22 protein-coding genes are annotated in these 24060 nt (G+C 49.7%); 15 read left to right on the top strand and 7 right to left on the bottom strand.

Annotation, left to right across the window (positions count from 1 at the left end):
• Nucleotides 1-41 precede the first annotated feature (41 nt).
• On the bottom strand, nucleotides 42-749 hold the full coding sequence (locus DDT52_RS04890; RefSeq protein ID WP_136155369.1) for a YggS family pyridoxal phosphate-dependent enzyme: 708 nt from the start codon (nucleotides 747-749) through the stop codon (nucleotides 42-44).
• Nucleotides 750-770: 21 nt separating this feature from the next.
• On the opposite strand from DDT52_RS04890, the gene DDT52_RS04885 reads away from it, so the two are divergent.
• On the top strand, nucleotides 771-1787 hold the full coding sequence (locus DDT52_RS04885) for a type IV pilus twitching motility protein PilT (RefSeq protein ID WP_136155368.1): 1017 nt from the start codon (nucleotides 771-773) through the stop codon (nucleotides 1785-1787).
• Nucleotides 1788-1889: 102 nt separating this feature from the next.
• Here the strand turns inward: DDT52_RS04885 and DDT52_RS04880 are convergent, their stop codons facing one another.
• From DDT52_RS04880 to DDT52_RS04870, 3 genes are all read right to left on the bottom strand, one after another.
• Nucleotides 1890-2969 (bottom strand): glycoside hydrolase family 88/105 protein, encoded by a 1080-nt coding sequence (locus DDT52_RS04880; RefSeq protein ID WP_168709734.1) that lies wholly within the window; start codon nucleotides 2967-2969, stop codon nucleotides 1890-1892.
• Between the two features lie 114 nt (nucleotides 2970-3083).
• Nucleotides 3084-4373, bottom strand: a complete 1290-nt coding sequence (locus DDT52_RS04875) for an ABC transporter substrate-binding protein (RefSeq protein ID WP_136155366.1) — start codon at nucleotides 4371-4373, stop codon at nucleotides 3084-3086.
• A gap of 65 nt (nucleotides 4374-4438) precedes the next feature.
• Nucleotides 4439-5452, bottom strand: a complete 1014-nt coding sequence (locus tag DDT52_RS04870; protein WP_136155365.1) for a zinc-binding alcohol dehydrogenase family protein — start codon at nucleotides 5450-5452, stop codon at nucleotides 4439-4441.
• Between the two features lie 155 nt (nucleotides 5453-5607).
• Here DDT52_RS04870 and DDT52_RS04865 point away from each other — a divergent pair, with 155 nt between their 5' ends.
• Nucleotides 5608-6513, top strand: coding sequence for a GntR family transcriptional regulator (locus DDT52_RS04865; protein ID WP_136155364.1), 906 nt, complete (start codon nucleotides 5608-5610; stop codon nucleotides 6511-6513).
• Nucleotides 6514-6559: 46 nt separating this feature from the next.
• On the opposite strand, the gene codA is transcribed toward DDT52_RS04865, so the two are convergent.
• Nucleotides 6560-7804 (bottom strand): cytosine deaminase, encoded by a 1245-nt coding sequence (gene codA, locus DDT52_RS04860; protein ID WP_136155363.1) that lies wholly within the window; start codon nucleotides 7802-7804, stop codon nucleotides 6560-6562.
• Between the two features lie 74 nt (nucleotides 7805-7878).
• Nucleotides 7879-8034 (bottom strand): helix-turn-helix domain-containing protein, encoded by a 156-nt coding sequence (locus DDT52_RS04855; RefSeq protein ID WP_247595485.1) that lies wholly within the window; start codon nucleotides 8032-8034, stop codon nucleotides 7879-7881.
• Nucleotides 8035-8391: 357 nt separating this feature from the next.
• On the opposite strand from DDT52_RS04855, the gene DDT52_RS04850 reads away from it, so the two are divergent.
• The 3 genes from DDT52_RS04850 (at nucleotide 8392) to DDT52_RS21455 (ending at nucleotide 10713) form a co-directional block, all read left to right on the top strand.
• Entirely contained in the window at nucleotides 8392-8856 is a 465-nt protein-coding gene (locus DDT52_RS04850) for an Hcp family type VI secretion system effector (protein ID WP_109052568.1), read from the top strand.
• A 4-nt stretch (nucleotides 8857-8860) separates the two neighbouring features.
• On the top strand, nucleotides 8861-9604 hold the full coding sequence (locus DDT52_RS04845) for a DUF4225 domain-containing protein (RefSeq protein ID WP_168709733.1): 744 nt from the start codon (nucleotides 8861-8863) through the stop codon (nucleotides 9602-9604).
• A gap of 893 nt (nucleotides 9605-10497) precedes the next feature.
• Entirely contained in the window at nucleotides 10498-10713 is a 216-nt protein-coding gene (locus DDT52_RS21455) for a DUF4225 domain-containing protein (RefSeq protein ID WP_136155571.1), read from the top strand.
• A gap of 868 nt (nucleotides 10714-11581) precedes the next feature.
• Here DDT52_RS21455 and DDT52_RS04835 read toward each other — a convergent pair.
• Complete coding sequence (locus tag DDT52_RS04835) at nucleotides 11582-13138, bottom strand: methyl-accepting chemotaxis protein (protein ID WP_136155361.1); 1557 nt, start codon at nucleotides 13136-13138, stop codon at nucleotides 11582-11584.
• A gap of 419 nt (nucleotides 13139-13557) precedes the next feature.
• On the opposite strand from DDT52_RS04835, the gene DDT52_RS04830 reads away from it, so the two are divergent.
• From DDT52_RS04830 to DDT52_RS21030, 10 genes are all read left to right on the top strand, one after another.
• Entirely contained in the window at nucleotides 13558-14262 is a 705-nt protein-coding gene (locus tag DDT52_RS04830) for a glutamine amidotransferase (RefSeq protein ID WP_136155360.1), read from the top strand.
• Nucleotides 14263-14717: 455 nt separating this feature from the next.
• Nucleotides 14718-15545: a nitrogenase iron protein gene (nifH, locus tag DDT52_RS04825; RefSeq protein ID WP_136155359.1), complete on the top strand. Its 828-nt coding sequence runs from the start codon at nucleotides 14718-14720 to the stop codon at nucleotides 15543-15545.
• 72 nt (nucleotides 15546-15617) lie between these two features.
• A complete protein-coding gene (gene anfD / locus DDT52_RS04820; protein ID WP_136155358.1) occupies nucleotides 15618-17189 on the top strand; it encodes a nitrogenase iron-iron protein, alpha chain in 1572 nt (523 codons plus the stop codon).
• Between the two features lie 9 nt (nucleotides 17190-17198).
• Complete coding sequence (gene anfG / locus DDT52_RS04815; RefSeq protein ID WP_136155357.1) at nucleotides 17199-17549, top strand: Fe-only nitrogenase subunit delta; 351 nt, start codon at nucleotides 17199-17201, stop codon at nucleotides 17547-17549.
• A 12-nt stretch (nucleotides 17550-17561) separates the two neighbouring features.
• Entirely contained in the window at nucleotides 17562-18950 is a 1389-nt protein-coding gene (gene anfK, locus DDT52_RS04810) for a Fe-only nitrogenase subunit beta (RefSeq protein WP_136155356.1), read from the top strand.
• A gap of 198 nt (nucleotides 18951-19148) precedes the next feature.
• Entirely contained in the window at nucleotides 19149-19547 is a 399-nt protein-coding gene (locus tag DDT52_RS04800) for a hypothetical protein (protein ID WP_136155354.1), read from the top strand.
• Between the two features lie 36 nt (nucleotides 19548-19583).
• Nucleotides 19584-20090: a pyridoxamine 5'-phosphate oxidase family protein gene (locus tag DDT52_RS04795; protein WP_247595484.1), complete on the top strand. Its 507-nt coding sequence runs from the start codon at nucleotides 19584-19586 to the stop codon at nucleotides 20088-20090.
• 22 nt (nucleotides 20091-20112) lie between these two features.
• Complete coding sequence (locus tag DDT52_RS04790) at nucleotides 20113-20733, top strand: Fe-only nitrogenase accessory AnfO family protein (protein ID WP_136155353.1); 621 nt, start codon at nucleotides 20113-20115, stop codon at nucleotides 20731-20733.
• Nucleotides 20734-21066: 333 nt separating this feature from the next.
• Complete coding sequence (locus tag DDT52_RS04785) at nucleotides 21067-22677, top strand: sigma-54 interaction domain-containing protein (RefSeq protein WP_247595483.1); 1611 nt, start codon at nucleotides 21067-21069, stop codon at nucleotides 22675-22677.
• Between the two features lie 3 nt (nucleotides 22678-22680).
• Nucleotides 22681-23823, top strand: coding sequence for a sigma 54-interacting transcriptional regulator (locus tag DDT52_RS21030; protein WP_210732674.1), 1143 nt, complete (start codon nucleotides 22681-22683; stop codon nucleotides 23821-23823).
• Nucleotides 23824-24060 lie beyond the last annotated feature (237 nt).

Below are 24060 nucleotides of genomic sequence, written 5' to 3'. Positions count from 1 at the left end.
AGACCGTGTCCCGGTGACGGGCTCTGATTAATGATGACGAATCAGGCTGCCGAATAGTCACGCGCACCGAAAATAGCCGTACCGATTCTCACCAATGTACTTCCTGCTGCGATCGCCGCCTTCATATCATCGGTCATCCCCATCGACAGGGTATCGATATGGGGGTGATGTAAGGCTAACGGCTGAAACAGATCGGTCATTTGCCGGAAAACGGCCAACTGACGCTGATAATCCGTTTCCGGGGCCGGAATAGCCATCAAACCACGTAGCCGCAGATTCGGCAACGCCGCCACGCTGGCGGCCAGTTCCGCTAATTCATCGACCATAATGCCGGATTTACTCGGTTCATTGCTGATATTGATTTGTAACAGCACATTCAGCGGCGGCAGCGTTGTCGGGCGCTGTTCGCTCAGACGCTGGGCGATCCGCAGACGATCCACCGTGTGGAACCAGTCAAAATTTTCGGCTACCAACCGACTTTTGTTCGACTGTAACGGACCGATAAAGTGCCATTCCAAATGCGTTTCCGGCTGGTTTTCCCGGAAGTAACGAATTTTGTCCACGCCTTCCTGAACATAATTCTCACCAAATGCCCGTTGTCCGGCGCTGATTGCTTCTTCGATGGCCGTCACAGGTTTGGTTTTACTGACTGCAAGCAGCGTGATGTCCTCTGGCGCCCTTGCGCACTGTCGCGCGGCCGTTGAGATCTGCTGCCGAATGTCCTGTAGGTTCTGTTGGATAGTGGTCATAGTCGTTCAGGAGATTAATCTATGGATGTGGGTGAATGGGTGGCGCTTAGTGTAAAACATAATGCCTCGGATCTGCACCTGTGTAGCGGACATCCTCCGGTATGGCGTATTGATGGTCGGCTACGGTCTGAAAATACCTTACCATGTTTATGTTCCGAACAGCTGGAACAATGGTGTGCGGCGTGGCTTGAGCCGGTTCAGCAACAGCAGTTGCGGCAGTCAGGGCAGGTTGACGGGGCGCTGACGCTGGTTGATGGGCAGCGCCTGCGGGTTAACGTCTTTCGTCAGCGTCACGGGCTCTCCATCGCGCTGCGGCTTATCCCATCGTCCTGCCTCTCGCTGGATGCGCTGCGGGCGCCGCGGGTTCTTGCGGATCTGCTTGAACGGAAGGATGGGTTGATTTTGGTCACGGGCGCGACGGGGAGCGGGAAATCCACCACGCTGGCCGCCATGATCGGCGCCTTGAACGAACGGCATCCCCGTCATGTCATCACGCTGGAGGATCCGATCGAGTTTATCCATACCAGCCGGCAATGCCTGATCCAGCAGCGGGAAATCGGTCAGCATAGCGTGTCGTTTGCGCAGGCTCTTCGCGCGGCACTGCGGGAGGATCCCGATGTTATCTTGCTGGGGGAACTGCGTGATACCGAGACTATTCGGCTGGCGCTGACCGCGGCGGAAACGGGTCATCTGGTGCTTGCCACCCTGCATACCCGCGGCGCGGCACAGGCGGTCGACCGGCTGGTGGATGCGTTTCCCGGTGAAGAAAAAGCCTTTGTCCGCAGCCAACTGGCGGCATGTTTACAGGCGGTGGTGGCGCAGCGGTTGCTGCCGATGTCATCGGGCGGACGTGTCGCACTGTTTGAGGTGCTGACGGCAACGGCCGCCGTAGGGAACCTGATTCGGGAAGGAAAACATCATCAGTTGCCGAGTTTGATTCAAACGGGGGCGGCGGCGGGTATGCAGACGTTTGAGCAAAGTTATCGACAGCGCTGCCGGGAGGGATTGCTGTCCGAGTCCGGCGAGGTGGTCACATGATATCGCAGGATAAAAAAGTCCCCGCAGAGCGGGGACAACCTAACGACTACAGAGAACAGGGAATCTTCCCGTGAAAAAAGCGTCATGATACACGGATGGCGGTTATTGGCTGCCCGCCAGCGCTTCCGTTAATGCCAGCATGGTGAGGGATTGTCCGTAAGCGCGTTGTTTAATGGCAATGCGGCGATAGTGATCCAGATCGGCGCCGACCGATGTGCCTGCCGATACATCCGCAACTTCGCCTTGTGCATTGATGCGGCTAAGCAGTGCATCAACCCCTTTCCAGGCGGCATCCTGATAACGTTCGTCCAGCAAACCCAGGCGTATTCCCTTCAGCAGTGCGTAGGTGAAACCGGCGGTGCCGGAGGCTTCCAGATAGCTGTCCGGATGATTGAGCAACGTATGCCACATGCCGCTTTCATGCTGATATTTCACCGCCGCGTCGGCCTGACGACGGAATGTGTTGAGGATCATCTGGTAGCTGGCATCCTGCGTATCCAGCATCTCCAGAAAATCGACGGTACTGATTGCTGCCCAGCCGTTGCCTCGGCCCCACAGGGCGGCGCCATAGTTGCCTGGCCCGTTAAAACTCCAGCCATGCATCCACAGTCCGGTTTGGCGATCGATCAGATACTTGATGTGGAGTAAGAACTGATAAGAGACTTCCTCGCGATAGTCCGGGCGATTCAGGTAAGCGCCCGCACGGGCATAAAACAGGCCGCTCATAAACAAGGTATCGACCCAAAGCTGCTCTTCATTCAGGTGGTCGCTGGTACAGTGGGTAAAACCATTTTCCTGTGTGCGCAACAGCTGGTTTTCAATCCAGCCGGCATATTCACGGATCAAGGCGTCATGTTGGCGATCCTGCTGTGTAATGCCCATGGTGGTGAGCGTCAGCATCGGAGCCATACGGTTGATGTTTTTTTCTGGCAGCCCTTCCTCAAGACGGCGTTGATACCAGCCGTGAATATAATCCAGATAGTGCGGTTTCCCTGTTACCTGATAGAGACGCCAGATACCGTAGATCCCGACGCCTTGCGACCAGTCCCAGTTTTCAATGGAGAGATCGGAGGCAATGACTTTCAGCTTTTTTAGCGCCTGATCGTCGGTGCGAACGGTAATAATCTCATTAAATAACAGATCCAATTTTTCATTTATGTGTTGTTTGCTATCAGCCGGCATTTTTTTCTCACGTTTTTGTAAAATGAAATGGGTGAACGGCAGCATTTATCATCGCTGGTTTTTGTCATGAAACGGTAGCGGAACATCGATATGCATCGGCGTTCCGCTGTCGCATTACATGATCCTTTTTAAAATTCGCGCTCCGCTTCGCGGGAAGGACTGCGCGACCTCTTCCAGCGTCATCTGTCCATAATCATACTTTTGCAAATGTTCTAAAAATGCTGCCAGCAACTGCGGATTTTCCATATAGGGCGAAGGAGGGATATCGCCATACAGCGACTCTACCTGTTTGAGCCCTTGAACCGGAAGCTGATCGGGATTGATCGTGCCATCCGCCATTAACTGAGCAACCGCCGCCTGACTTAGCGGCACGCCGCGCTGTAACCCCATCGCTTTAACCCCTTCAGGGGAATTCAGCATGAAGTTGATAAGCTGCGCGGCTTCCTGCGGGTAACGGGTATTTTTGCCAATGGAGAACATCATCGCGGGCTTGAAGAAAATGCCGCTGTCATGCGCGCCCGCCAGCATTGGATACGGGCCGACTTCCAGTGTCGCCGGCGCTTTCAGGCTGCCGGAAAAGGTGTTATCGGTACTCCAGGTGTGTACGCCGCCGATTTTCCCTTCCAGCCAGTGTGGTATTTCCCAGGCGTTGGCTTTGCCATAAGCGGCAAAAAATTTCATAGACGGAATCACATGATTGTCGACCAGCTTTTTATACAGGCCAAAGTATTCCTGCCATTCTTGTGGCGTAAAGGCGAAGGTCTGGTTTTTTTCATCAATCATGGTTTTGTTATATTTCTGAATCATATAGGAATTCAGAAATGTCATGATGGTGGTATCGTGGTTGGCGAGCAGGAAGGGATAATAGTCATCACCGAGTTTTTGTTTAAAGATCGGGCCGGCGGCAATCATCTCATCCCAGGTTGTGGGATAGGCCAGGCCCACTTTCTGCCACAGTTCCGGGTTGTAGTACATGGAACGTCCGGTCATGGCGACAGGCACCGCGTTCAGTTTTCCTTCCATGGTGACCATTTTTTTCGCCTGATCGGCAAACTGGGTCAGATCAATCTGGGTTGCGACTTTGCCGATGTCGTAAAACCCATTGCCGTCTTTGGAGAACAGCACCATCCAGTTCCAGTTGGTCTGCATAACGTCCGGTTCATTATTACCGGCTAACTGTGTGGTTAGCTTTGATAAATAGCCGTCCCAGCCTGCCGGCTCGGATTTGACTTTAATATCCGGGTGGGCCTTTTCAAATTCCGCAATCGCTAATGACGTAGCCTGATGGCGTTGATTTCCTCCCCACCATGAAAAACGAAGTTCCTTGGTTTCAGCGTGTACGCCGAATGTGCTGAACAATGAAAAGCTCACGGCAAAACATAACGGCATCATTTTTATTTTCATAACAACCTCATTGTACTTTTTGTAGGGGACAAGGTGTTTATCATAAAGAATATAACGGGTGTTGATTAAAATTCCACGACAGCTTTTAACAGGTTTTTATTATTAACAATTTCACTTTCATAAATATCCGATAGTTCGCTAAAGGTGAAACGATGACTTAGCATCATTTCCGCTTTTAACTTTCCCTCACTCATTAGTTTTTCAACTTTTTTGAAATCTTCCGTTGTTGCATTTCGGCTGCCTTTCATCGTGGTTTCTTTTTTATGGAAATCCGGATCGGAGAAAGAAAGATTACCTTTGAACAGACCGACAAAAATAATCTGACCACCATGACGGATGAGATTCACGCAGTTATTCATGGCATGCTGGTTACCCGTCGCGTCGATCACTTTGTTCGGCAGTTCGCCATGAAACGCTTGACGCAACTGGGATTCAAAATCGGCATCGGCCGGATTCAACACGCAGATCCCTAAAATATTTTTACTGTGCTCACGCCGCTCCAGCTGTGTATCCGCCAATACGACATGCAGCTTATCCGCCTGTGCGATGGCGGCGACGCCGAGGCCGATAGGGCCGCCGCCCACCACCAGTACGCTTTCGCCGGGCGTACAGTCGGCGCGGCGAACTGCATGGGCGCTGATGGCGAAAGGTTCGATTAACGCGGCCGTTATCGGGTCAATATTTTCCGCGGAAAGTAAATTTTCGGCGGGAACAGAGAGATATTCAGCCATACCGCCATCTTGATGAACCCCGATAACCGAAATATTTTCACAACAGTTGGGGCGGTTATTCAGACATGCGCTACAGTGGTTGCAGGCAATGTAAGGAATAACGCTGGTTTGTTGGCCAATACGGAATGATGTTATTTTTTTTCCTAAAGCGATCACTTCGCCGCATATTTCATGTCCCAATACGCGGGGGTAATTAAAAAAAGGTTGGTTTCCCGCCCAGGCATGAATATCGGTACCACAAATACCTACTGTTTTTACTTTAATCAGAACCTCACTGTCTGATGGAACAGGAATGGGGCGATCTATATATTTCATTTGTGTTGGGTGTTGGCAAATTAAGCTTTTCATAACATTATTCCGACCTCAAGGCATCCTGTTTATGGAATGAATCTTTTATTAAAAAGCGCCGTTAGGTAGCGCAAAGTTTTCAGTAATGTGATTAATCACACTGACTTCAGTTCTTAATCGGTTTTTAATGCATAAAAAGCAGTTTGAGGTTGTCGATGAGCAGGACATCAACACTACGCCACAGCGTGATCAATCAATTCATTGAGGCGATCTCGCTGGGACATATCACTTCGCCCTTGCCGTCGCAGTCCACGCTGGCGGACATGTTTAACATCAGCCGCACCACGGTGATCCATGTGCTGAGCTATCTGATGGAACAGGGCGTGCTGCAACAGGCGGGAGGTAAGTACGCCATTGCGCGTCAGCCGACCGACGCTGACGGTTTTGACGTTATCAGCGGTACGATGGATGAGCAGACTGAGCTGTTTGAAAGTCGGTTTTACCACATGATCAATCAGCGCCAGATACTACCCGGTGATACCATTACCGAACTGCAACTGGCGCGCCAGTGCAATGTGCGGCCGGTCGTGGTGCGTGAATTTTTACTCCGCTTTTCCCGCTATGACCTGATGGAAAGCGTGCGGCGCGGACACTGGAAAATGAAGCAGTTTGATCAGGAATATGCAGAAAAGCTGTTTGAACTGCGCGAAATGCTGGAAGTTCATGCGCTGAATTGTTTCATGAATCTGTCTGACAGTGACAGCCGCTGGATTACCGTGCGTGAGCTACTCGAAAACCATCGTCATTTGCGCAACACCATCAATCAGAATTACCGGATGTTTTCCCTGCTCGATCAGCAACTGCATATGCTGCTCATCTCCGCCGCCAACAATCCATTCTTTGACCAGATGAGCGAAATCATTTCGGTGATTTTTCATTTCCACTATCAATGGGACGATCGGGCGCTGAAACAGCGGAATACGCTGGCGGTGGAAGAGCATCTGGCTATTTTGAGCGCTATGGCATGCCGCGATCGCTCACTCGCCATGCGTGAACTGCGCCAGCATCTGGATACGGCAAAACAGTCAATGATTCAATCGATAGAACGCCATGCGCAATGAACATAAGGCGGTGAGGCATCCGGAGGATAACCCGGATGCCCGACATTCAATCGGGATAGCTCAACCGTTCCGGAGTACGGCGCATGATGACTTTGCCATGGCGGATCGACACGCTGGCTTTCGCCTGGCGGCATAAGGCTTCATAGTCATTCCCGGCATCCAGTATCACCATATTGGCTGGGCGACCGACGGCAATGCCATATTTCTCCCCCAGATTCATCGCTCTGGCGCTGTTATCCGTGACGAAATCAAGGCAGCGTTGCAGATCTTCATAGCCCATCATATGGCAGATATGCATCCCGGCATCCAGAACGCGAAGAATATTGCCATTACCGAGCGGATACCACGGATCCCTGATGGAGTCCTGTCCGAAGCAGACATTCATGCCCGCGCGATCGAGTTCGGCCACCCGCGTCACGCCGCGTCGTTTGGGGAAAGTATCGAAACGTCCTTGCAGATGAATACTTTCGGTTGGGCAGGAAACAAAGTTGATCCCCGACATCTTGAGCAAGCGGAATAGTTTATAGCAGTAAGCGTTGTCGTAAGAGCCCATGGCCACCGTATGGCTAGCGGTGACCCGATGTCCCATCCGGCGGACCCGGGCTTCTTCAGCCAATACTTCAAGAAAGCGTGACTGGGCATCGTCGGTTTCGTCACAGTGTACGTCTACCAGACAACCCGAGCGTTCAGCCAGATCCATCAGGAATTTGATGGAACTGACGCCCTGATCGCGGGTGTTCTCGAAATGGGGAATCCCGCCGACCACATCGGCCCCCATCTTAATGGCGCGCTCCATCAACTGGCGTCCGTTGGCAAAGGATTCAATGCCTTCCTGAGGAAACGCGACGATTTGCAAATCAATCAAATCCCGCGCTTCCTGCTTCACTTCCAGCATGGCTGTCAGCGCGGCCAGACTGGCATCGGTGACGTCAATATGGGTGCGCACATGCTGAATACCGTGATCCCGTAGCATGCCGATGGCGGTGTGCGCCCGGCGTTTGGTGTCGTCGTGGGTGATGGTGGCTTTGCGCTGGCTCCAGCGTTCAATGCCTTCAAACAGCGTACCGCTGATGTTCCATTCCGGTTCACCCGCAGTCAGCGTCGCATCCAGATGAATATGCGGCTCGACCAGCGGAGGAATGACCAGTTGGCTACCGGCATCGATCGTATCGCTGTTTTCCGCTGTGGTTAATCGCGCCGGCTGGGCATTAATGGAGGCGATCAGACCGTTGTCTACGGTGATAGTGAAAAGTCCGTTTTGTCGTCGAAGTGCGGCATTAATAATTTTCATAAAAACTCCTGCTGTTGCGCATTTAAACGAAATTGAGGATTGCTGAGTGACTGGCCTGACTGCCGTTCAATCCGTTATAGACGCAGGTTTAGCGTATTTCGGTGAATCGCTAGGCGTTCCGCTGCCTTGATGAGATTACCGTTATCTTGCAGTACGGCGTCCAGTGTTTCCAGCAACAGTGCCGGTTTTTTACGATGACCGTCGAATAAATGTCCCTCGGTTTCTTTCATAAACCGGGTGCCCCGGTCCCGATCGGCAACCGCCGTTAGCAGTTTGAGCCCCCCTCCGTTATCCGCACTTTAAAAAACGCTCGCCAAAACGGGTAGCATCTTCGCTGGTGACTCATGGCGACGTGGCGCTATTTGCGAACGCGATGAATAATGGATCATCACATAATTTATTATCGTTAAAATAACCGGTAACACTTGGTATCGCTGCCAATAAAAATACCTTAACTAGCCACCTAATTATTAATTGTGAATATATTTTTACTGTTCCCTATCCCTTTACAAAACATATTTTCCCGGATAACATCCCGACCATAAAACAAGGGGTTTTTAAAAAATTTAATTAAAACGGATTTTAAAATGGCAAATTTAATATACGCATCGATTAACGGCAACAAGCAAGGGCTTATCTCTTCCGGCTGCGGCACGCACCTTTCCATCGGCAATAAATATCAGCAAGGCCATGAAGATGAAATCTTCATTTATGATTTAATCAGTTACCTTGAACACCATGACAACCTTTCGCTCCATCCTCTGGAAATAAGAAAACCGATCGACAAATCTTCCCCCCTGCTGGCAATGTCGCTGAGCAACCATGAAGTATTGCAATGTGAATTCGTTTTCTATCGTATTTCTGAGAGCGGAGGAATCGAGAAGTATTTCGTGATAAAACTGAGGGACGCCCGGATTGTCGAATTAAAGCTATCCGCCCCACATTCAATGACGCAAAATGATATGCCGCCGCAGGAAAGCGTTTCCTTTAAATATGCTTGTATCGAGTGGGAACACTGCAAAGCGGGCACCAGCGCCTATTGTTTATGGTGATATGATGTCAGCCATTAATCTGGAAGGAAAAATAACCCAACTAAACCGGCTGACGGATGAACTGGCGCTGCTTTATATCCACGGCTATGAGGCCCGCCGGGAGTTTCTGAAAGAAATCGCCGTGTTGACCAGCCAGCTAAGACAGGATGTGCTTAACTTCTGCTTAACGGAAGAGGCGGCTATCCGTTTACTCGATAAAGAAATAAACAATCTGCAAAAACAGAAATTTGACTTATCGACGCAAAAGATGATGCAGTATTATGTTTTTGAAAAAGAGAAAAAAGCGCAATCTTTTAATATCATATTAAAACAGATTGGCTTTATCGGCGGAGGATCACAGGTTGTGGCCGGTATTGCCACCTGCGCCGCCTCTGCGGGCTATCTTTGCGCCGGATTCGGGTCGCTAAATGTTTCCCACGGTTTAAATAATTTGTATGAGAACGGTTATTATCTGCTGTTTAGGGAAAACCGGTCGGGCTGGACGCGGGATGCCTATCGAGCTGTTGCTCAATCAATAGGTCAAAGCGAAAATCATGCTGATCTAGCCTACGCCAGCGTCGATTTAGGGATTTCCGCCTATGGGTTATTCAGAAATGTTGTAAGAGAAGATACTTTCCGGCTTTTCAGATATATTAATAGTGATTTTGTTCGTGGATGGAAGACTATGGGAACGGTGCCTTTGATTTTTGAAGGTTTTGTGGACGCATCAACAATCAACGGAATTTACACTTTATATAAAAATGAATGATACTATAATTTACTCTTATGTATGGCCGATTTACGTATATATATTTACATCGATACTCTTTTTATTACTATTTCGTAAGAATAGAGTGATTTTATTCTTACTCGGTTCTTTTCATATGATCGCTTTCAGATATGATTTAAAAAACGCGCCTTTTTTCACGCTACTTGACATCCCTATAAACTCAAGCGTGAGCATTAACTATTTATCTTTGTTTTTTTGCGGTATAAGTGCACTGTTAATTTATTTAGAAAATAATAAAAATGAATGACATAGTAATTTATTCTTATGTTTGGCCTGTTTATTTATACCTGTTTATATCAATCATCTGCTTGCTGTTATTTCGCAGAAAAAGAGTTTTTTTATTCTTATTAGCTTCTTATCATCTTATTGCTTTCGGGTATGGATTAGAGGATTCTCCTCTCTTTAACTATCTTGGTATCCCCATCTATGATGATATGGTAATTAGGCATCTCTCTTTGTTTTTTTGGGCATTATGTGTTTTTTTATTTTATCTGGAACATAAAAGAGATGTTTAATCTCTTTTATAAAACTTACCTTATACCTATAAACTATACAGAGATCCACTCGCGATATGAAAATGAATGATGTAATTATTTGTTCTTATGTCTGGCCTGTCTATGTATACATGGTTTCATCCATAACCTGCTTTATCTTCTTTCGCAGAAGCATTTTTTGTTTATTCTTATTGGCGTATTTTCATATGATTACTTTCTTAAATGGATTAAAAGACTCTATCCCTTTCAATTACCTGGATATTTTTATTTATGATAGCATGGATATTCGCTATTTATCTTTATTTTTTGGGGGAGTATGCTTACTCTTATCGTGCCTGGAATACAACAAGAGAACTTAACAGGCTCTCATAAACGTAAATAGCCCAATTACACAGGCTGACGGATGATTACCTGCTGTTTAGGGAAAACCGGTCGGGCTGGACGCGGGATGCCTACCGGGCGATAGCCAAATCGATAGGTCAAAGCGAAAACCATGCAGATTTAGCCTATGCTAGCGTCGATTTAGATATTTCCGCTTATGGGTTATTCAGGAATGTTGTAAGAGAGGATAGCTTCCGGCTTTTCAGATATTAACAGCAATTTTGTTCGGAGTTGGAAAACGATGGGGCCAGTATCTTTAACCACTGAATTCACAGTAGATGCTGTTACGTTCACTGATATTTACATATTATATAAAAATGAATGACGTTATCATCTCTTCTTCAATATGGCCTATTTATGCATACATCTTTGTATCCATAATCTGCTTTTTCTTATTTCGCAGGAGCAGGGTTGTTTTATTATTATTATCATGTTTCCATTTAATCACTTTCAAAGATGGATTAAAAGAATCATTCCTCTTCAATCATCTCGATATTTTTATCTATAACAGTATGGGGGTTAGATATATATCTTTGTTTTTTTGGGGGGTGGGTATATATTTATATTATCTGGAACATAAAAGAAATGTTTAATCTCTTTTATAAAACTTACCTTATATCTATAATTCATACAGGGAATCCATACGAGATATGAAAATGAACGATATAACCATTTACTCTTACATCTGGCCTGTTTATGTATACATATTTGCATCTGTAGTCTGCTTTTGTTTACTTTATAAAAATAGAGTGATTTTATTTTTATTGAGTGCATATCATCTGTACGCTTTCAGATATGACTTAAAAAATACACCTTTTTTTACACTTCTCGATATTCCTATAAATTCGAACGTGAGTATTAACTATATCTCTTTATTCTTTTTTTTTTATGTCTATTTCTCTATTTTTTAGAAAACAAAAGAAACCTTTAACCTCTTATATACCCAATAAACCTCAGGATGCAGGTTTGAGTACCTGAAAACGATCATAAATCGGGACGTTAGTGAGTCCGCTATTTCTGGCAGCGTGTTTGCCCGCAAGCAGCCGGTAGAATTTCCCGAATGCTTGCGGGCTATCGACGGCTACATCTGGAATGCCGCCATGGAACGCATCAGCTGCATGGATTGTTCTTCCAGCGATTGGGTGGTGGCTGAAAACGACTTCACCAATTGGGTGTTTTGCTGCGCCGCTTTATCAATTTGGGTGAAGGCGATATTGACCTGTTCAATGCCCCGGTACTGTTCTTGTGTCGCGTTGGAAATGTTTTTCATCAGTTGGGTGATCCGCATAATCGCCTCATCCATTTCATCCATGGTTTCGCCGGCACGTGAAGCCAGATCCAGCCCTTCTGAAATGCGCGTTTGCGAATCCGTTATCAGGGCGCGGATCTCTTTGGCGGCCTGCGCGCTGTTCTGCGCCAGATTGCGGACTTCTCCGGCAACGACGGCGAATCCCCGGCCTTGTTCGCCTGCGCGGGCCGATTCTACCGAGGCGTTCAACGCCAGAATATTGGTCTGGAAAGCGATGCCGTCAATCACGCCAAGAATGTCATTAATCCGTTTGGCGCTGGTGTCGATTTCCTGCATTTTTTCGATGACATAGCAGACAGATTCACTGCTGAGGCCGCTGGTATCGGCCGCGCCGTTGGCGATCTGATGCGCTAACTCCGCATGCTCGGCATTGTTTTTCACGGTAGCGCTCAGTTGTTCCATGCTGGCTGCGGTTTGCTCCAGTGACGCGGCGGACTCTTCGGTGCGCTGAGAAAGACGGATATTGCTTTCAAAGAGTTCGTGGCTGGCATGGTCGATCTGGGTGCTGGCATCACGTACCTGACTGACGGAATCCAGCAGTGCGCCTTGCATTCGGCCGATCGCATCGTTAAGCCGTCCCAGCTCATTACTGCCCCCCAGCATCAGACGATGTGTCAGATCGCCCATGGCAACGTGTTCCAGTTGCTTAATGGCATGATCCAGCGGTTTTAACAGCATGTGCCGCAGCGCGATCCAGGCAAGGCTGGCCAGCGCGACCGACAGCAGGCAGGAAATAACGATGAGCAGCAACATTAATTGTTCATTGCGTTCCGATAGCGCCAGCCGCTGTTCGGAGAGCTGTTGCGCGTACAGACGAAAGGTCTGAATGGATTGATCAAAGGCATCGCTCAACGGCCCGAGCTGTTTTTCGAGCACGTCGTAATATTCATCGGTGTATTGTTTTTGCAGTGAACTCAGCATCGGCATCATGCCTTGTTCGAGATAAGCCTGATAGGTTTTTTGTACTTCCTGCGCCAGAACGCTTCTCTGGGTATCGGGTTCGACAGACGCCATAACGTGAGAGATGTCCTGCTGGGACTGGAGCAGGTTTTTTTCCATTATTCCTGTTTCCTGCGTCCCTTCTTCAAGCCGCCCCATTTCAATTTTTCTGACGGCAAGCGTAGCCGATGCTCTGGCTCTGAGCGTCAGGTTATATCCATTCATCAGACTACTGAGTTCGGTTCCCTGGATTTGGTTCAGCGCCAGCAGCGCTTCCTTGTCCTTTTTAATGGCCAGAATACCCATACTGCTGACGATAAGCAGCAACAGAGTCATTAATAACAATAATGTCAGTAATCCGGCACGAATGGAGATATTTTTCAGGCCCATGGTTTCCTTTTCCTTGTGTGTACAGCATAAACGACAAACGTCGTAAACCTTGTCGACTCGTTAAACATCACGTTGCCCTTGAGGCGATTAATAAAACAGAAAATACGGGGTCACTGCTGTGAGAGCATACTTGATGACTGTAAAACAAAGATAAAATTAAAAATATATGGCAGCGCAGAAAAAGCGAACAATCTGTTCATCGCTTGCCGGTCAAGGGGGGGATAGCCGGGTTAGCCGCGGAATAAGCGTCCCGGCTCTCCGCAGGAAAACGGCCCTGTCGGGAGTCAGCGATAAAAAAATCATTATTTAAAAGAGAGGACCAGCTCTGGCAATATCGGATGGCGAACCAATACGTGCCGGTTGAATCAAACGAGGTCTGAGTGCGGCGGCCGGTCCGATCTTTTCTGGGGGAATAACTGATGAAAACAGCGGTGGCTTTGCGTCATGTTCACTTTGAAGATTTGGGCATTCTGGCGCCATTCTTACAGCAGCGTGGCTACAGTTGTCGTTATCTTGACTCCGCGGTAGACGATCTGTCGTCGGTCGATCTTGCTGACTGTGATTTGCTGGTGGTGTTGGGGGGCCCCATTGGCGCGTTCGATCATGATACTTACCCTTTTTTGGTTGCGGAATTAAGCCTGATCCGTCAACGCCTGGACAGCAGAAAACCGGTGCTGGGGATTTGTCTGGGGGCTCAGCTGATGGCGCGGGCGCTGGGTAAGCGCGTGGCGCCAATGGGAGTCAAAGAAATCGGTTTTAGTCCTTTGACGCTCACGTCAGCCGGAGAACGTTCGGTGTTAGCTGCTCTGGACGGCGTCGCGGTTCTGCATTGGCATGGCGATCAGTTTGACGTTCCCGATGAAGCGCAACTGCTGGCAGGGACCTCGGTTTGTCCGCATCAGGCGTTTGCGATTGGCAATTATGCGCTGGGTCTGCAATTTCACCCGGAGGTGGCCCCCGGCAATCTGGCGTCTTGGCTGGTAGGGCATGCCTGCGAACTGGGACAGGCAGGCATCGATCCGCGTTTATTACGGGAACAGGCGGAACGTTATTGCGCGGTACTGGCCGATGCAACCTATCGCATGATGGATGATTGGCTGACGCAATGCGAGCAAGCTCAATAATCGTCCTTATACTCGTCATACTTCAAGTTGCATGCGCGTTGGCTGCGTTCAGTCATCCGAATCACTTACCTGAGTAAGCTCATCGGGATTCCTTCTCTTGCCGCCTTCCTGCAACTCGAATTATTTAGAGTACATACTCGTCATACTTCAAGCTGCATGCGCGTTGGCCGCGTTCAGCTTAGGGGATATGACATTCGGGAACATTCGCCAATAAAATTGTACGTGAATGAACGAAATATTATTGATGGCGTGAATAAATATCCGCGTTGTGTTGCAGATTCGGTCTTTTTTAAATAGTGCGTTTGATAAATGATCATATTTATCAAACGCCGGCTAATGTGAACTTTTATTTTTTCATGATAACGCCAGGTCTGGCACACCCTTTGCTCTATTGGTTTTGAACATTGAAACCAGAATGCGTTGCTTGTTAACGTTTATTAAAATAGAGGTGTGTGATGACGCGTAAATTAGCGATTTATGGTAAAGGGGGGATTGGTAAGTCAACCACGACCCAAAATACAGCGGCGGCATTAGCCTATTTTCATGGAAAAAAGATTTTTATTCATGGCTGTGATCCGAAAGCGGATTCTACCCGTTTAATCCTGGGAGGCAAACCACAGGAAACATTAATGGACGTGTTGCGCGATCAGGGCGCGGAAAAGGTTACCAATGACATGGTGGTGAAAAAAGGCGTTTTTGATATCCGCTGCGTCGAATCTGGTGGCCCTGAACCCGGCGTGGGGTGTGCTGGCCGTGGTGTTATTACCGCCATTGATTTGATGGAGAATAATAATGCCTATACCGATGACCTGGATTTTATTTTCTTTGATGTACTGGGAGACGTGGTCTGTGGCGGGTTTGCCATGCCGATCCGCGATGGCAAGGCGCAGGAAGTCTATATCGTGGCGTCCGGTGAGATGATGGCGATCTACGCTGCCAACAATATCTGTAAAGGGTTGGTGAAGTATGCCAAACAGAGTGGCGTCCGTCTGGGCGGCATTATTTGCAACAGCCGTAATGTGGACGGTGAGAAAGCGTTTCTGGAAGAATTCACCGCCGCCATTGGAACGAAAATGATTCATTTTGTCCCACGCGACAATATTGTACAAAAGGCGGAGTTTAATAAGAAAACGGTGACGGAATATGAGCCTGAAGCCAATCAGGCAAAAGAATATTGCGAATTAGGCCGCAAGATTATTGAAAATAAAGATTTGGTTATTCCTCGTCCGTTAACGATGGATCAACTGGAGTCCATGGTCGTTAAATATGGTCTTTCCGACTAGATTATTCATTGTTCTGAATAAATGCCGTATTCGGCTTTATTGATGATTTTCATTTAGCGTGGGGAATGTATTATGCCTTACCATGAGTTTGACTGTAGTAAGTGTATTCCTGAAAGGAAACAACATGCGGTCGTAAAAGACCCGGGCGAAGATTTAACGTCGGCCTTGCCGCTGGGATATTTAAATACCATTCCGGGCAGTATTTCTGAGCGCGGCTGTGCCTATTGCGGGGCGAAGCATGTCATTGGCACGCCGATGAAGGATGTTATTCACATCAGTCACGGACCGGTCGGCTGTACTTATGATACCTGGCAGACAAAACGCTATATCAGTGACAATGATAACTTCCAGCTTAAATATACGTTCGCCACGGATATGAAAGAAAAACATATCGTGTTCGGCGCGGAAGGGGTTCTGAAGAAAAATATCATTGAAGCCTTTGATGCGCATCCGACGATTAAACGGATGACGATTTATCAGACCTGCGCCTCGGCGCTGATCGGCGATGATATTGCCGCCGTGGCGCAGGAGGTGATGGATGAGCGGCCCGAGGTGGATATTTTTGTCTGCAACTCTCCGGGTTTTGCCGGTCCAAGCCAGTCTGGCGGGCATCACAAAATCAATATTGCCTGGATTAATCAGAAGGTGGGGACGGTCGAGCCGACGATCACCAGCGATTACGTCATCAACTACGTCGGTGAATACAACATCCAGGGCGATCAGGAAGTGATGGTCGATTATTTTAAACGTATGGGCATTCAGGTGTTGTCCACCTTTACCGGCAATGGTTCTTATGACGATCTGAGGGCCATGCACCGGGCGCACCTGAACGTGCTGGAGTGCGCACGCTCCGCCGAATATATCTGTAATGAGCTGCGCGTCCGTTACGGGATCCCTCGTCTGGATATTGATGGCTTCGGCTTTACTCCTCTCGCCGATTCATTACGAAAAATCGGTTTGTTTTTCGGCATCGAAGATCGGGCCCAGGCGATTATTGATGAAGAGATCGCCCGCTGGAAACCGGAGTTGGACTGGTATAAGGCTCGCCTGAAAGGAAAAAAGGTCTGTTTGTGGCCGGGCGGTTCGAAATTGTGGCACTGGGCGCATGTGATTCATGAAGAGATGGGCGTGGAAGTGGTGTCGGTCTATACCAAATTCGGCCATCAGGGGGATATGGAAAAAGGCATTGCCCGCTGTGAGGCTGGGGCGTTAGCCATTGATGATCCCAATGAGCTGGAATCGATTGAAGCCATGTATAGGCTGAAACCGGACGTCATTTTTACCGGGAAACGCCCTGGTGAAGTGGCGAAGAAAATCCGCGTGCCGTACCTGAATGCCCACGCCTATCACAATGGACCCTATAAAGGATTCGAGGGATGGGTACGCTTTGCCCGCGATATTTACAACGCCATTTATTCACCGATTCACCAACTGGCAAAACTGGATATCAGTCAGGACGAGATCCCCACAGACAGTGGTTTTGTCACCGCCAAAATGCTCTCTGACGCCAGCCTGAGCGATGAGATCCGTAACGCGCCGGATTTGCGCGAATACAGCGGCGGCTATGACAGCGTATCCAAACTGCGCGAACGGGTTTATCCCACGTTTGCCGCCGTTCAATCATCCGTAGCCGTTGGTGAGTAGGGGGGCGTTATGAGCAATCCAGATGAGGCAAAGATTGATGCGCTGGTGGACTACATCATGAAGAACTGTCTCTGGCAGTTTCACTCCAGGGCGTGGGATCGTGAAAAGCAAAATGCCGGTATCTTGCTGAAAACACAGCAGCTGCTGTGCGATGAACCCGTCGATCTGAGCACCCCGGCCGATCGCTGCTATTGGGTGGATGCGGTCGTGCTGGTTGACGCCTACCGATCGCGTTTTCCCTGGCTTAACGATATGGATCACGATGCTATTCGTGTGCTGATGAAGGCACTGCATGAGCGGATGGATTATTTGACGATTACGGGGTCGCTGAACGCAGAGCTCACTGACCAACGCTATTAAGAGGTGCCTGAAATGTCTTGTGAATTGAAAGCCAAAGATCGCGTCGGCGTGATCAATCCGATCTTTACCTGTCAGCCAGCCGGGGTGCAGTACGCCAGTATCGGTATCAAGGACTGTATCGGGATCGTGCATGGCGGGCAGGGCTGCGTGATGTTCGTCCGTTTGCTGATCTCTCAGCACCTGAAGGAAAGTTTTGAAATCGCATCTTCTTCGGTACACGAAGATGGCGCGGTTTTCGGTGCGTTGGATCGCGTGGAGCAGGCGGTGGACGTGTTGCTGATGCGCTATCCCCACGTGAAGGTGGTTCCGATCATCACCACCTGTTCAACGGAAGTTATCGGCGATGATGTTGACGGTGTGGTGATCAAGCTGAACGAAGGGCTGTTAAAGGAGAAGTTTGCCGATCGTGAGATCCACCTTATTCCGATCCATTCTCCCAGCTTTGTCGGCAGCATGGTCAGCGGTTATGACGTAGCGGTAAGAGATTTCGTCAAATACTTTGCCAAAAAAGGGGAGCCCAACGGCAAGCTGAACGTGATTACCGGTTGGGCCAATCCCGGTGACGTGACGGCCATTAAGCATCTGCTGGCGGCGATGGAGATCGAGGCGACGGTACTGTTTGAAATCGAGGATTTTGATTCACCGCTGATGCCTGCCGGAAATACGGTGTCTCATGGCAATACGACCATCGAGGACCTGACCGGTACGGCCAATGCGCTTGGCACTATCGCGCTGAATCGCTATGAGGGCGCCAAAGCGGCACGCTATCTTGAGGATAAATTTAATGTGCCGGCCATTATTGGACCTTCGCCCATTGGCATTCGCAATACGGATACCTTTCTGCAAAACCTGAAGAAAATGACGGGTAAACCGATCCCGCCGGCGCTGGTTCGTGAGCGAGGGATCGCCATTGATGCGCTCACCGATCTGGTTCATATGTTTCTCGCGGATAAAAAAGTCGCCATTTACGGTAATCCTGATCTGGTGATTGGGCTGGCGGAGTTTTGTCTGGATTTGGAAATGAAACCGGTACTGCTGCTGCTGGGGGATGATAACGCCAGCTATGGCAGCGATCCCAGAGTGACGGCGTTGCAGGAAAAAGTGAGTTTCGGGATGGAAATTGTCACCAACGCCGATCTGTGGGAGCTGGAAAATCGTATTACTCAGCAGTCATTGGAACTGGATTTGATTCTTGGTCATTCCAAAGGGCGGTTTACGGCGATTGATAACCAGATTCCCATGGTCCGGGTTGGATTTCCAACCTATGACCGCGCCGGGTTATATCGTCATCCGGTTGTTGGCTACGCGGGCGCGACCTGGCTGGCGGAACAAATGGCCAATGCTCTGTTTACGGATATGGAATACAAGAAAAACAAAGAATGGATTCTGAATGTCTGGTAGCACCGTGTTCGACGGGCAAATGGCCGATCCCGGGGGCATTTGCGTCTGGCTTTGGACGGGAGATCGGATGGGCGGTTTACGCTGCCGCACGCCGTCTCTGCGTCGGAATCTCGAATCTTGAGGATCGGCACGATGCGCTTGCCCGCGGCTTCCCTGTCTGGCCGGGCATCGCCCCTTTGATCTGAACGGAATGCGCCCATGTCAAAATACATTTTTGAAACGGATGAAGAACGGTTCTCGCGCTGCTTGCAGGATGCCCGCGGCTATCATCGACGAGCGATGCTGTTCTCCGAACAGCAGCAGTCGCCCAGTCTGGTGTTTAACGTGGCGGCGTTGGCGGTTGAAAATTACCTGATCGCCCTCTGTGCGAAGCATGGAAATATGCCGTTCAATCATAACTATGCCAGCTTGCTGAGCTCGGTGACCGAGGTCATGCCGTTGCCTGCGTCGCTCTGTCACGGCATTCGCCAACTGGACGGCATTTTTGGCATTTGTTCTGTGGACAATTATCACCACGGTACGCCGGGTGTTGAAGACAAAACGTCCATTCTCTCTGTCTGTCGCGAGCTTTCCTCGCTGTTGGAATCAGCGGAATAACGCATTCTGACTGCGTCACTATCATCAGGAGCAACCATGTCAACGCCGTCCCCCTCTGCGGAAAAATACTGTCCTCACGGCGAGATGCGCCGGGATGACCGGGAAATTACCGATGCGCTGGAAATCGAACAAATTATTCAGGCTTCCCGGGTGATGTACCTTGCGCTATCCAGTGACGATATTCCTTTTGTCGTTCCGGTGTTTTATGCCTGGGATGGACAGGCGTTCTATTTTCATTCGGCAAGAAGCGGTACCAAAATCGATATCATGAAACGCAATAACAAGGCCAGTTTCGTGATCTCCGTCGATCAGGGCGTTATTGAAGATGCGATGGTGTGTAATTTCGAAGCCCGTCACCGTACGGTAATCGGTTTTGGCGAAGTCGTCTTTGTCGACGATGAACAAGAAAAAATAACGGCGTTAAACCGCATTGTAAAACGGTTTACGACGCGACCGTCTGGTTTTCCAGCGGCCAACCTCAAGGCCACGCAGGTCATCCGAATCAATATCCTTTCCCTGAAGGGGAAGAAGCACGGATTCTGAGCCGGACAGCAAGAAGGAACCCATGATGAGAATTGCCGTCTTTGTTGACCCGCATGGCGAGATTGCCCCTTTGTTTACGCCCGGCGTAGTGCGCGTATTTACCCGTTGCGGCAAGCATTGGCAGCCGATCAGCGACATTCCTTATGAGCTTTGTCAGGACATGGGATTAGAGGAAATCCGTACCCGGACGCTGACCATGCTGGCGGAGCTTGCGGCGTGCCGGCACTTTGTCGCATTGAATATTCATGGCGCGCTACTCGCCTGGTTTGATGGAATGGGGATCACCATGTGGAAATGCCGCGGTATGCCGGAAGCGTGTTTGAGCGCCATTCATGATGCGATCGGGCAACCCCCCCCGGAGCGGGTTGCCGTGGAAGAGACGTTTATTCAGGCCGGCACGGATGACGGTGAGTATCACATCAATCTGATGACGGCGCTGGCAAGCGATGCCGGATTGACGTCAAAACAGCTATTGTTGCCTTTTTTACAGGCTCAGGAATTTAGCCGACTCGATGTTATCTGTGACCACCTGCCAAAATGGTTTACGCAAAAGCTGCCGGCGTTAAATCTGGTGGTCGAGGTTGAACATCAACCTCAGGGATATCTCCTTGCCACGATCCACCCAGCGACGGGCGCTTCCTGATACCGCTTACTGAAACACGATCGCTGATACGCAATTTGCTCAGACCGCCTGTCCCCACATGGAATGTACTAAAACGTACATTCTCCAACACGAGTGTTCACATGAGAACACTTTTGCCTCATCGCCGCCGGCGAATAAATTTAAATCACTTTTAAATCAAGGTAATAAAATCTATTGGTTACCGGTGAAGATGGCGTCTATTTTGCAATGGTTCTATATCCATATCCAAGCCGTTTGCGGTAACGCCGAAATATGATGGCGGCGCGGGCGGAGGGTGTTTGGACAAGGGCGTGAACTCGGTGGGGCGCCGTTGTGTCTTCCGGAGAAAAAGCCATGAGTTGCAGAAAAGGCAGTATGACAGAGGCGGATTCAGGGCGGCATATTTTAAAACCGCTGTCGTTTACCTGTCTGTTGGGAGAATGTCGTTCTGAGTTATTGCCGCTACTGTCGGAAGTCAGCAAGGTGGTCAGCGCGGAAGGATCGTTATCCAAGACATTGAAATTGGTTTTGGAACTGATGAAGCAACACCTTCAGGTCACCCGCGCGATGATTACGCTCTATGATGCGAGCTGCGACCAGATCTTTATTCACGAAAGTTTCGGACTGTCACAAGAGGAAGCCGAACGGGGCGTCTATTATCCCGGTGAAGGGATTACCGGGAAGGTGGTTGAAACCAGACAGCCCATTATTGTGCCGCATATTGCGGACGATCCCCGGTTTTTGAATCGTACCGGCAGCTGGGATAAACACGAAGATCGCCATCTTTCCTTTATCTGTGTGCCGATTATGCGCGGAATGAAAGTCATGGGCACGATCGGCATTGAGCGGTTGTACAACAACGAACAACTGCTGTATCTGGATCTGGAGGTCTTACGGATTATCGCCACGACCATCGCCCAGGCGGTGGAGTTGCACCTGCTGGAAAGAGCGCATCAAAGAGTGCTGAGAGAACAGCATTCTCTGCTGAAGCAGGCGCTACAGGAAAAATTCAAGCCGGCGAACATTATTGGTAATTCGCGGGTGATGCAGTCAGTTTATCAGATGATCGAAAAAGTCAGCCACGCCCGTACCACCGTTTTGATTCTGGGAGAAAGCGGAGTAGGCAAGGAGCGCGTGGCGAGCGCGATTCACTATAACAGTCATTGCGCCAATGGGCCGTTCGTGAAGTTCAATTGCTCTTCGTTGCCTGAAGGGGTGATTGAAAGCGAGCTGTTCGGTCATGAAAAAGGGGCGTTTACCGGCGCATTATCACGCCGGGCCGGGCGTTTCGAAGAGGCGGATGGGGGAACCATTTTTCTTGACGAGATCGGCGAACTGACGCCCTCGGCGCAGGCCAAACTACTGCGGGTGTTACAGGAGCGCTGTTTTGAGCGGGTGGGCAGTAACGAAACCATCAAGGTGAATGTCCGTATTCTGGCGGCAACGCACCGCAATTTGCAGGATATGGTTGCCAGCGGAACGTTTCGCGAAGATCTGTTCTATCGCCTGAATGTTTTCCCGATCACCATCCCGCCATTGCGTGAGCGCGGAAATGATATTCTGATCCTGGCCGATCACTTCAACGCGTATTTTGCCAGGGAGCAAGGGGTTGATGTGCCTTCGATTGCCACACCGGCGTTGAATCTGCTGCTGAACTATAGCTGGCCGGGCAATGTGCGGGAACTGGAAAACACCATGGAGCGGGCGGTTCTGCTGGCGGATGAGGGGGTGATCCACAGTTATCATTTACCGATCGATCTTCAACCCGTGGTGCTGGGTGAAGCCGTAACCGGGCTGGAAGCTCAATTGGCCAGAATCGAGTATGACATTATTGTCGAATCGCTTTCGCGCCATCAGGGAAATATTTCCCGGACAGCGGCGCAGCTGAATATGACACGCCGTGCGCTGAGTTTGAGAATGGAAAAATATCAGCTGGATTACAAAATCTATCGATGCGGGCGTTAGCGTATGGATAACACGAAACCCGCCGGCATCGGCACGGCGCTTCCCGCCACGCCGGTTGGCGCCGGGCGTAAAGGTGTAAAGAAGAAAGCGCATTCGCAGCATGATATCAACCATATCATCACCCACTCTTTTGCCATGAAACGCGTAATGGAAAAGGTGGCGCGCTTTGCGCCCACGTTATCGCCGGTGCTGCTGCGTGGAGAGCCCGGCACCGGTAAAGATGTTATCGCCAGAGCCATACATGCCCAATCGCCGTGCGCTCGCCGCGCTTTTATCAAAGTGAGCTGCGATTACACGTCCGATGAACAAATGATGCTGGCGTTACTGGGAAGTGACGCGCGCGACAACCCCCATTCCGGGGCGATTGCGGAGGTGAACAACGGTACGCTGTTTTTGAGTGAGATCGGTTTTTTTTCGCTGCGTTTGCAAAAGTGTTTGCTGCGTCTATTGCAGGAAAAAGAGTATATTCCGCTGTCGGGTAACCAGGCGTTGCCATGCAAAATGCGGGTGATTTGCGCAACGGAGCTGAATCTTGAACAGCGTGTGGCAAACGGCGATTTTCTGCCTGAACTCTATTACCGATTACATGTCGCGACCATTGTTCTGCCGGCATTGCGCGATCGTCATGAGGATATTCCGGGGCTGGTCGACTATTTTTTTGAGCGCTTCAACCGGGTCAACCACCTGAATGTTTCCATGACGGAAGAGGCGCGTTCGCCGTTGTACCTGTGCGCCTGGCCGGCAAATGTTCGCGATTTGGAAAATTGTCTGGAATATGCGGCGCTGCATCGTGACGGGGAGGTGATTAAACAGCTTCCCTGCCTGTCTGAACGCTGTCTTCGGCAGCAGTTGAATCTGAAGATTGGCAGTTATGCGCAAACGCAGACGGATTCGCCAGCGATGCCTTTTGCCATGACGAATCCCCTCCCGCACTGGCAGCCTTGCGCCACGCTGCCGCATATCTCCATGTCCGTGATGGATACCCCCAGCGGTTGCGATCCCAGCGATGAGATCCGCCATCGCATTATCGCCGCGTTGGAAAAAAGCGGCTGGGTCAAAGCCAAAGCGGCGCGTTTATTAAATCTCACCCCCCGCCAGCTGTATTACGCCATGCAAAAATTGCAGATAGCTGTCAAAAAGTTCTGATTCGTGGCTTTTGAGCAGCGCTTCACGCCGTGTCTCTGAAGATATACCGCGGCTGCGGCTAAATAATTAGCCGTAGTGTTTGTTGCTGGTTTATTATCTACTTATATATCCGTATCTTTCACGTTACGGTGGGATGGCTTCACACCCAGGCTTCGCCTGCCATGTCGGTTTGGCGTGTTCTGTTGTTGCCTCTTGCCTTAAAATATATCGGAAATGTCAGGCAGTTTACCGATAAGT

The organism is Brenneria roseae subsp. roseae (assembly GCF_003115845.1).
Lineage (GTDB): Bacteria > Pseudomonadota > Gammaproteobacteria > Enterobacterales > Enterobacteriaceae > Brenneria > Brenneria roseae.
This window is presented reverse-complemented; position numbering and strand designations above follow the sequence as displayed.

Excerpts from the sequence above, each read along its gene's own strand:
- DDT52_RS04855 (WP_247595485.1), bottom strand. The coding sequence starts at position 8,034 with ATGAAAGAAACCGAGGGACATTTATTCGACGGTCATCGTAAAAAACCG.
- anfD (WP_136155358.1), top strand. The coding sequence starts at position 15,618 with ATGCCTTACCATGAGTTTGACTGTAGTAAGTGTATTCCTGAAAGGAAA.
- DDT52_RS04835 (WP_136155361.1), bottom strand. The coding sequence starts at position 13,138 with ATGGGCCTGAAAAATATCTCCATTCGTGCCGGATTACTGACATTATTG.
- DDT52_RS04795 (WP_247595484.1), top strand. The coding sequence starts at position 19,584 with ATGTCAACGCCGTCCCCCTCTGCGGAAAAATACTGTCCTCACGGCGAG.
- DDT52_RS04800 (WP_136155354.1), top strand. The coding sequence starts at position 19,149 with ATGTCAAAATACATTTTTGAAACGGATGAAGAACGGTTCTCGCGCTGC.
- DDT52_RS04830 (WP_136155360.1), top strand. The coding sequence starts at position 13,558 with ATGAAAACAGCGGTGGCTTTGCGTCATGTTCACTTTGAAGATTTGGGC.
- DDT52_RS04785 (WP_247595483.1), top strand. The coding sequence starts at position 21,067 with ATGAGTTGCAGAAAAGGCAGTATGACAGAGGCGGATTCAGGGCGGCAT.
- DDT52_RS04890 (WP_136155369.1), bottom strand. The coding sequence starts at position 749 with ATGACCACTATCCAACAGAACCTACAGGACATTCGGCAGCAGATCTCA.
- DDT52_RS04880 (WP_168709734.1), bottom strand. The coding sequence starts at position 2,969 with ATGCCGGCTGATAGCAAACAACACATAAATGAAAAATTGGATCTGTTA.
- DDT52_RS04870 (WP_136155365.1), bottom strand. The coding sequence starts at position 5,452 with ATGAAAAGCTTAATTTGCCAACACCCAACACAAATGAAATATATAGAT.
- DDT52_RS21030 (WP_210732674.1), top strand. The coding sequence starts at position 22,681 with ATGGATAACACGAAACCCGCCGGCATCGGCACGGCGCTTCCCGCCACG.
- DDT52_RS04850 (WP_109052568.1), top strand. The coding sequence starts at position 8,392 with ATGGCAAATTTAATATACGCATCGATTAACGGCAACAAGCAAGGGCTT.
- codA (WP_136155363.1), bottom strand. The coding sequence starts at position 7,804 with ATGAAAATTATTAATGCCGCACTTCGACGACAAAACGGACTTTTCACT.
- DDT52_RS04845 (WP_168709733.1), top strand. The coding sequence starts at position 8,861 with ATGTCAGCCATTAATCTGGAAGGAAAAATAACCCAACTAAACCGGCTG.
- DDT52_RS04875 (WP_136155366.1), bottom strand. The coding sequence starts at position 4,373 with ATGAAAATAAAAATGATGCCGTTATGTTTTGCCGTGAGCTTTTCATTG.
- DDT52_RS04865 (WP_136155364.1), top strand. The coding sequence starts at position 5,608 with ATGAGCAGGACATCAACACTACGCCACAGCGTGATCAATCAATTCATT.
- anfK (WP_136155356.1), top strand. The coding sequence starts at position 17,562 with ATGTCTTGTGAATTGAAAGCCAAAGATCGCGTCGGCGTGATCAATCCG.
- nifH (WP_136155359.1), top strand. The coding sequence starts at position 14,718 with ATGACGCGTAAATTAGCGATTTATGGTAAAGGGGGGATTGGTAAGTCA.
- DDT52_RS04885 (WP_136155368.1), top strand. The coding sequence starts at position 771 with ATGGATGTGGGTGAATGGGTGGCGCTTAGTGTAAAACATAATGCCTCG.
- DDT52_RS04790 (WP_136155353.1), top strand. The coding sequence starts at position 20,113 with ATGATGAGAATTGCCGTCTTTGTTGACCCGCATGGCGAGATTGCCCCT.
- anfG (WP_136155357.1), top strand. The coding sequence starts at position 17,199 with ATGAGCAATCCAGATGAGGCAAAGATTGATGCGCTGGTGGACTACATC.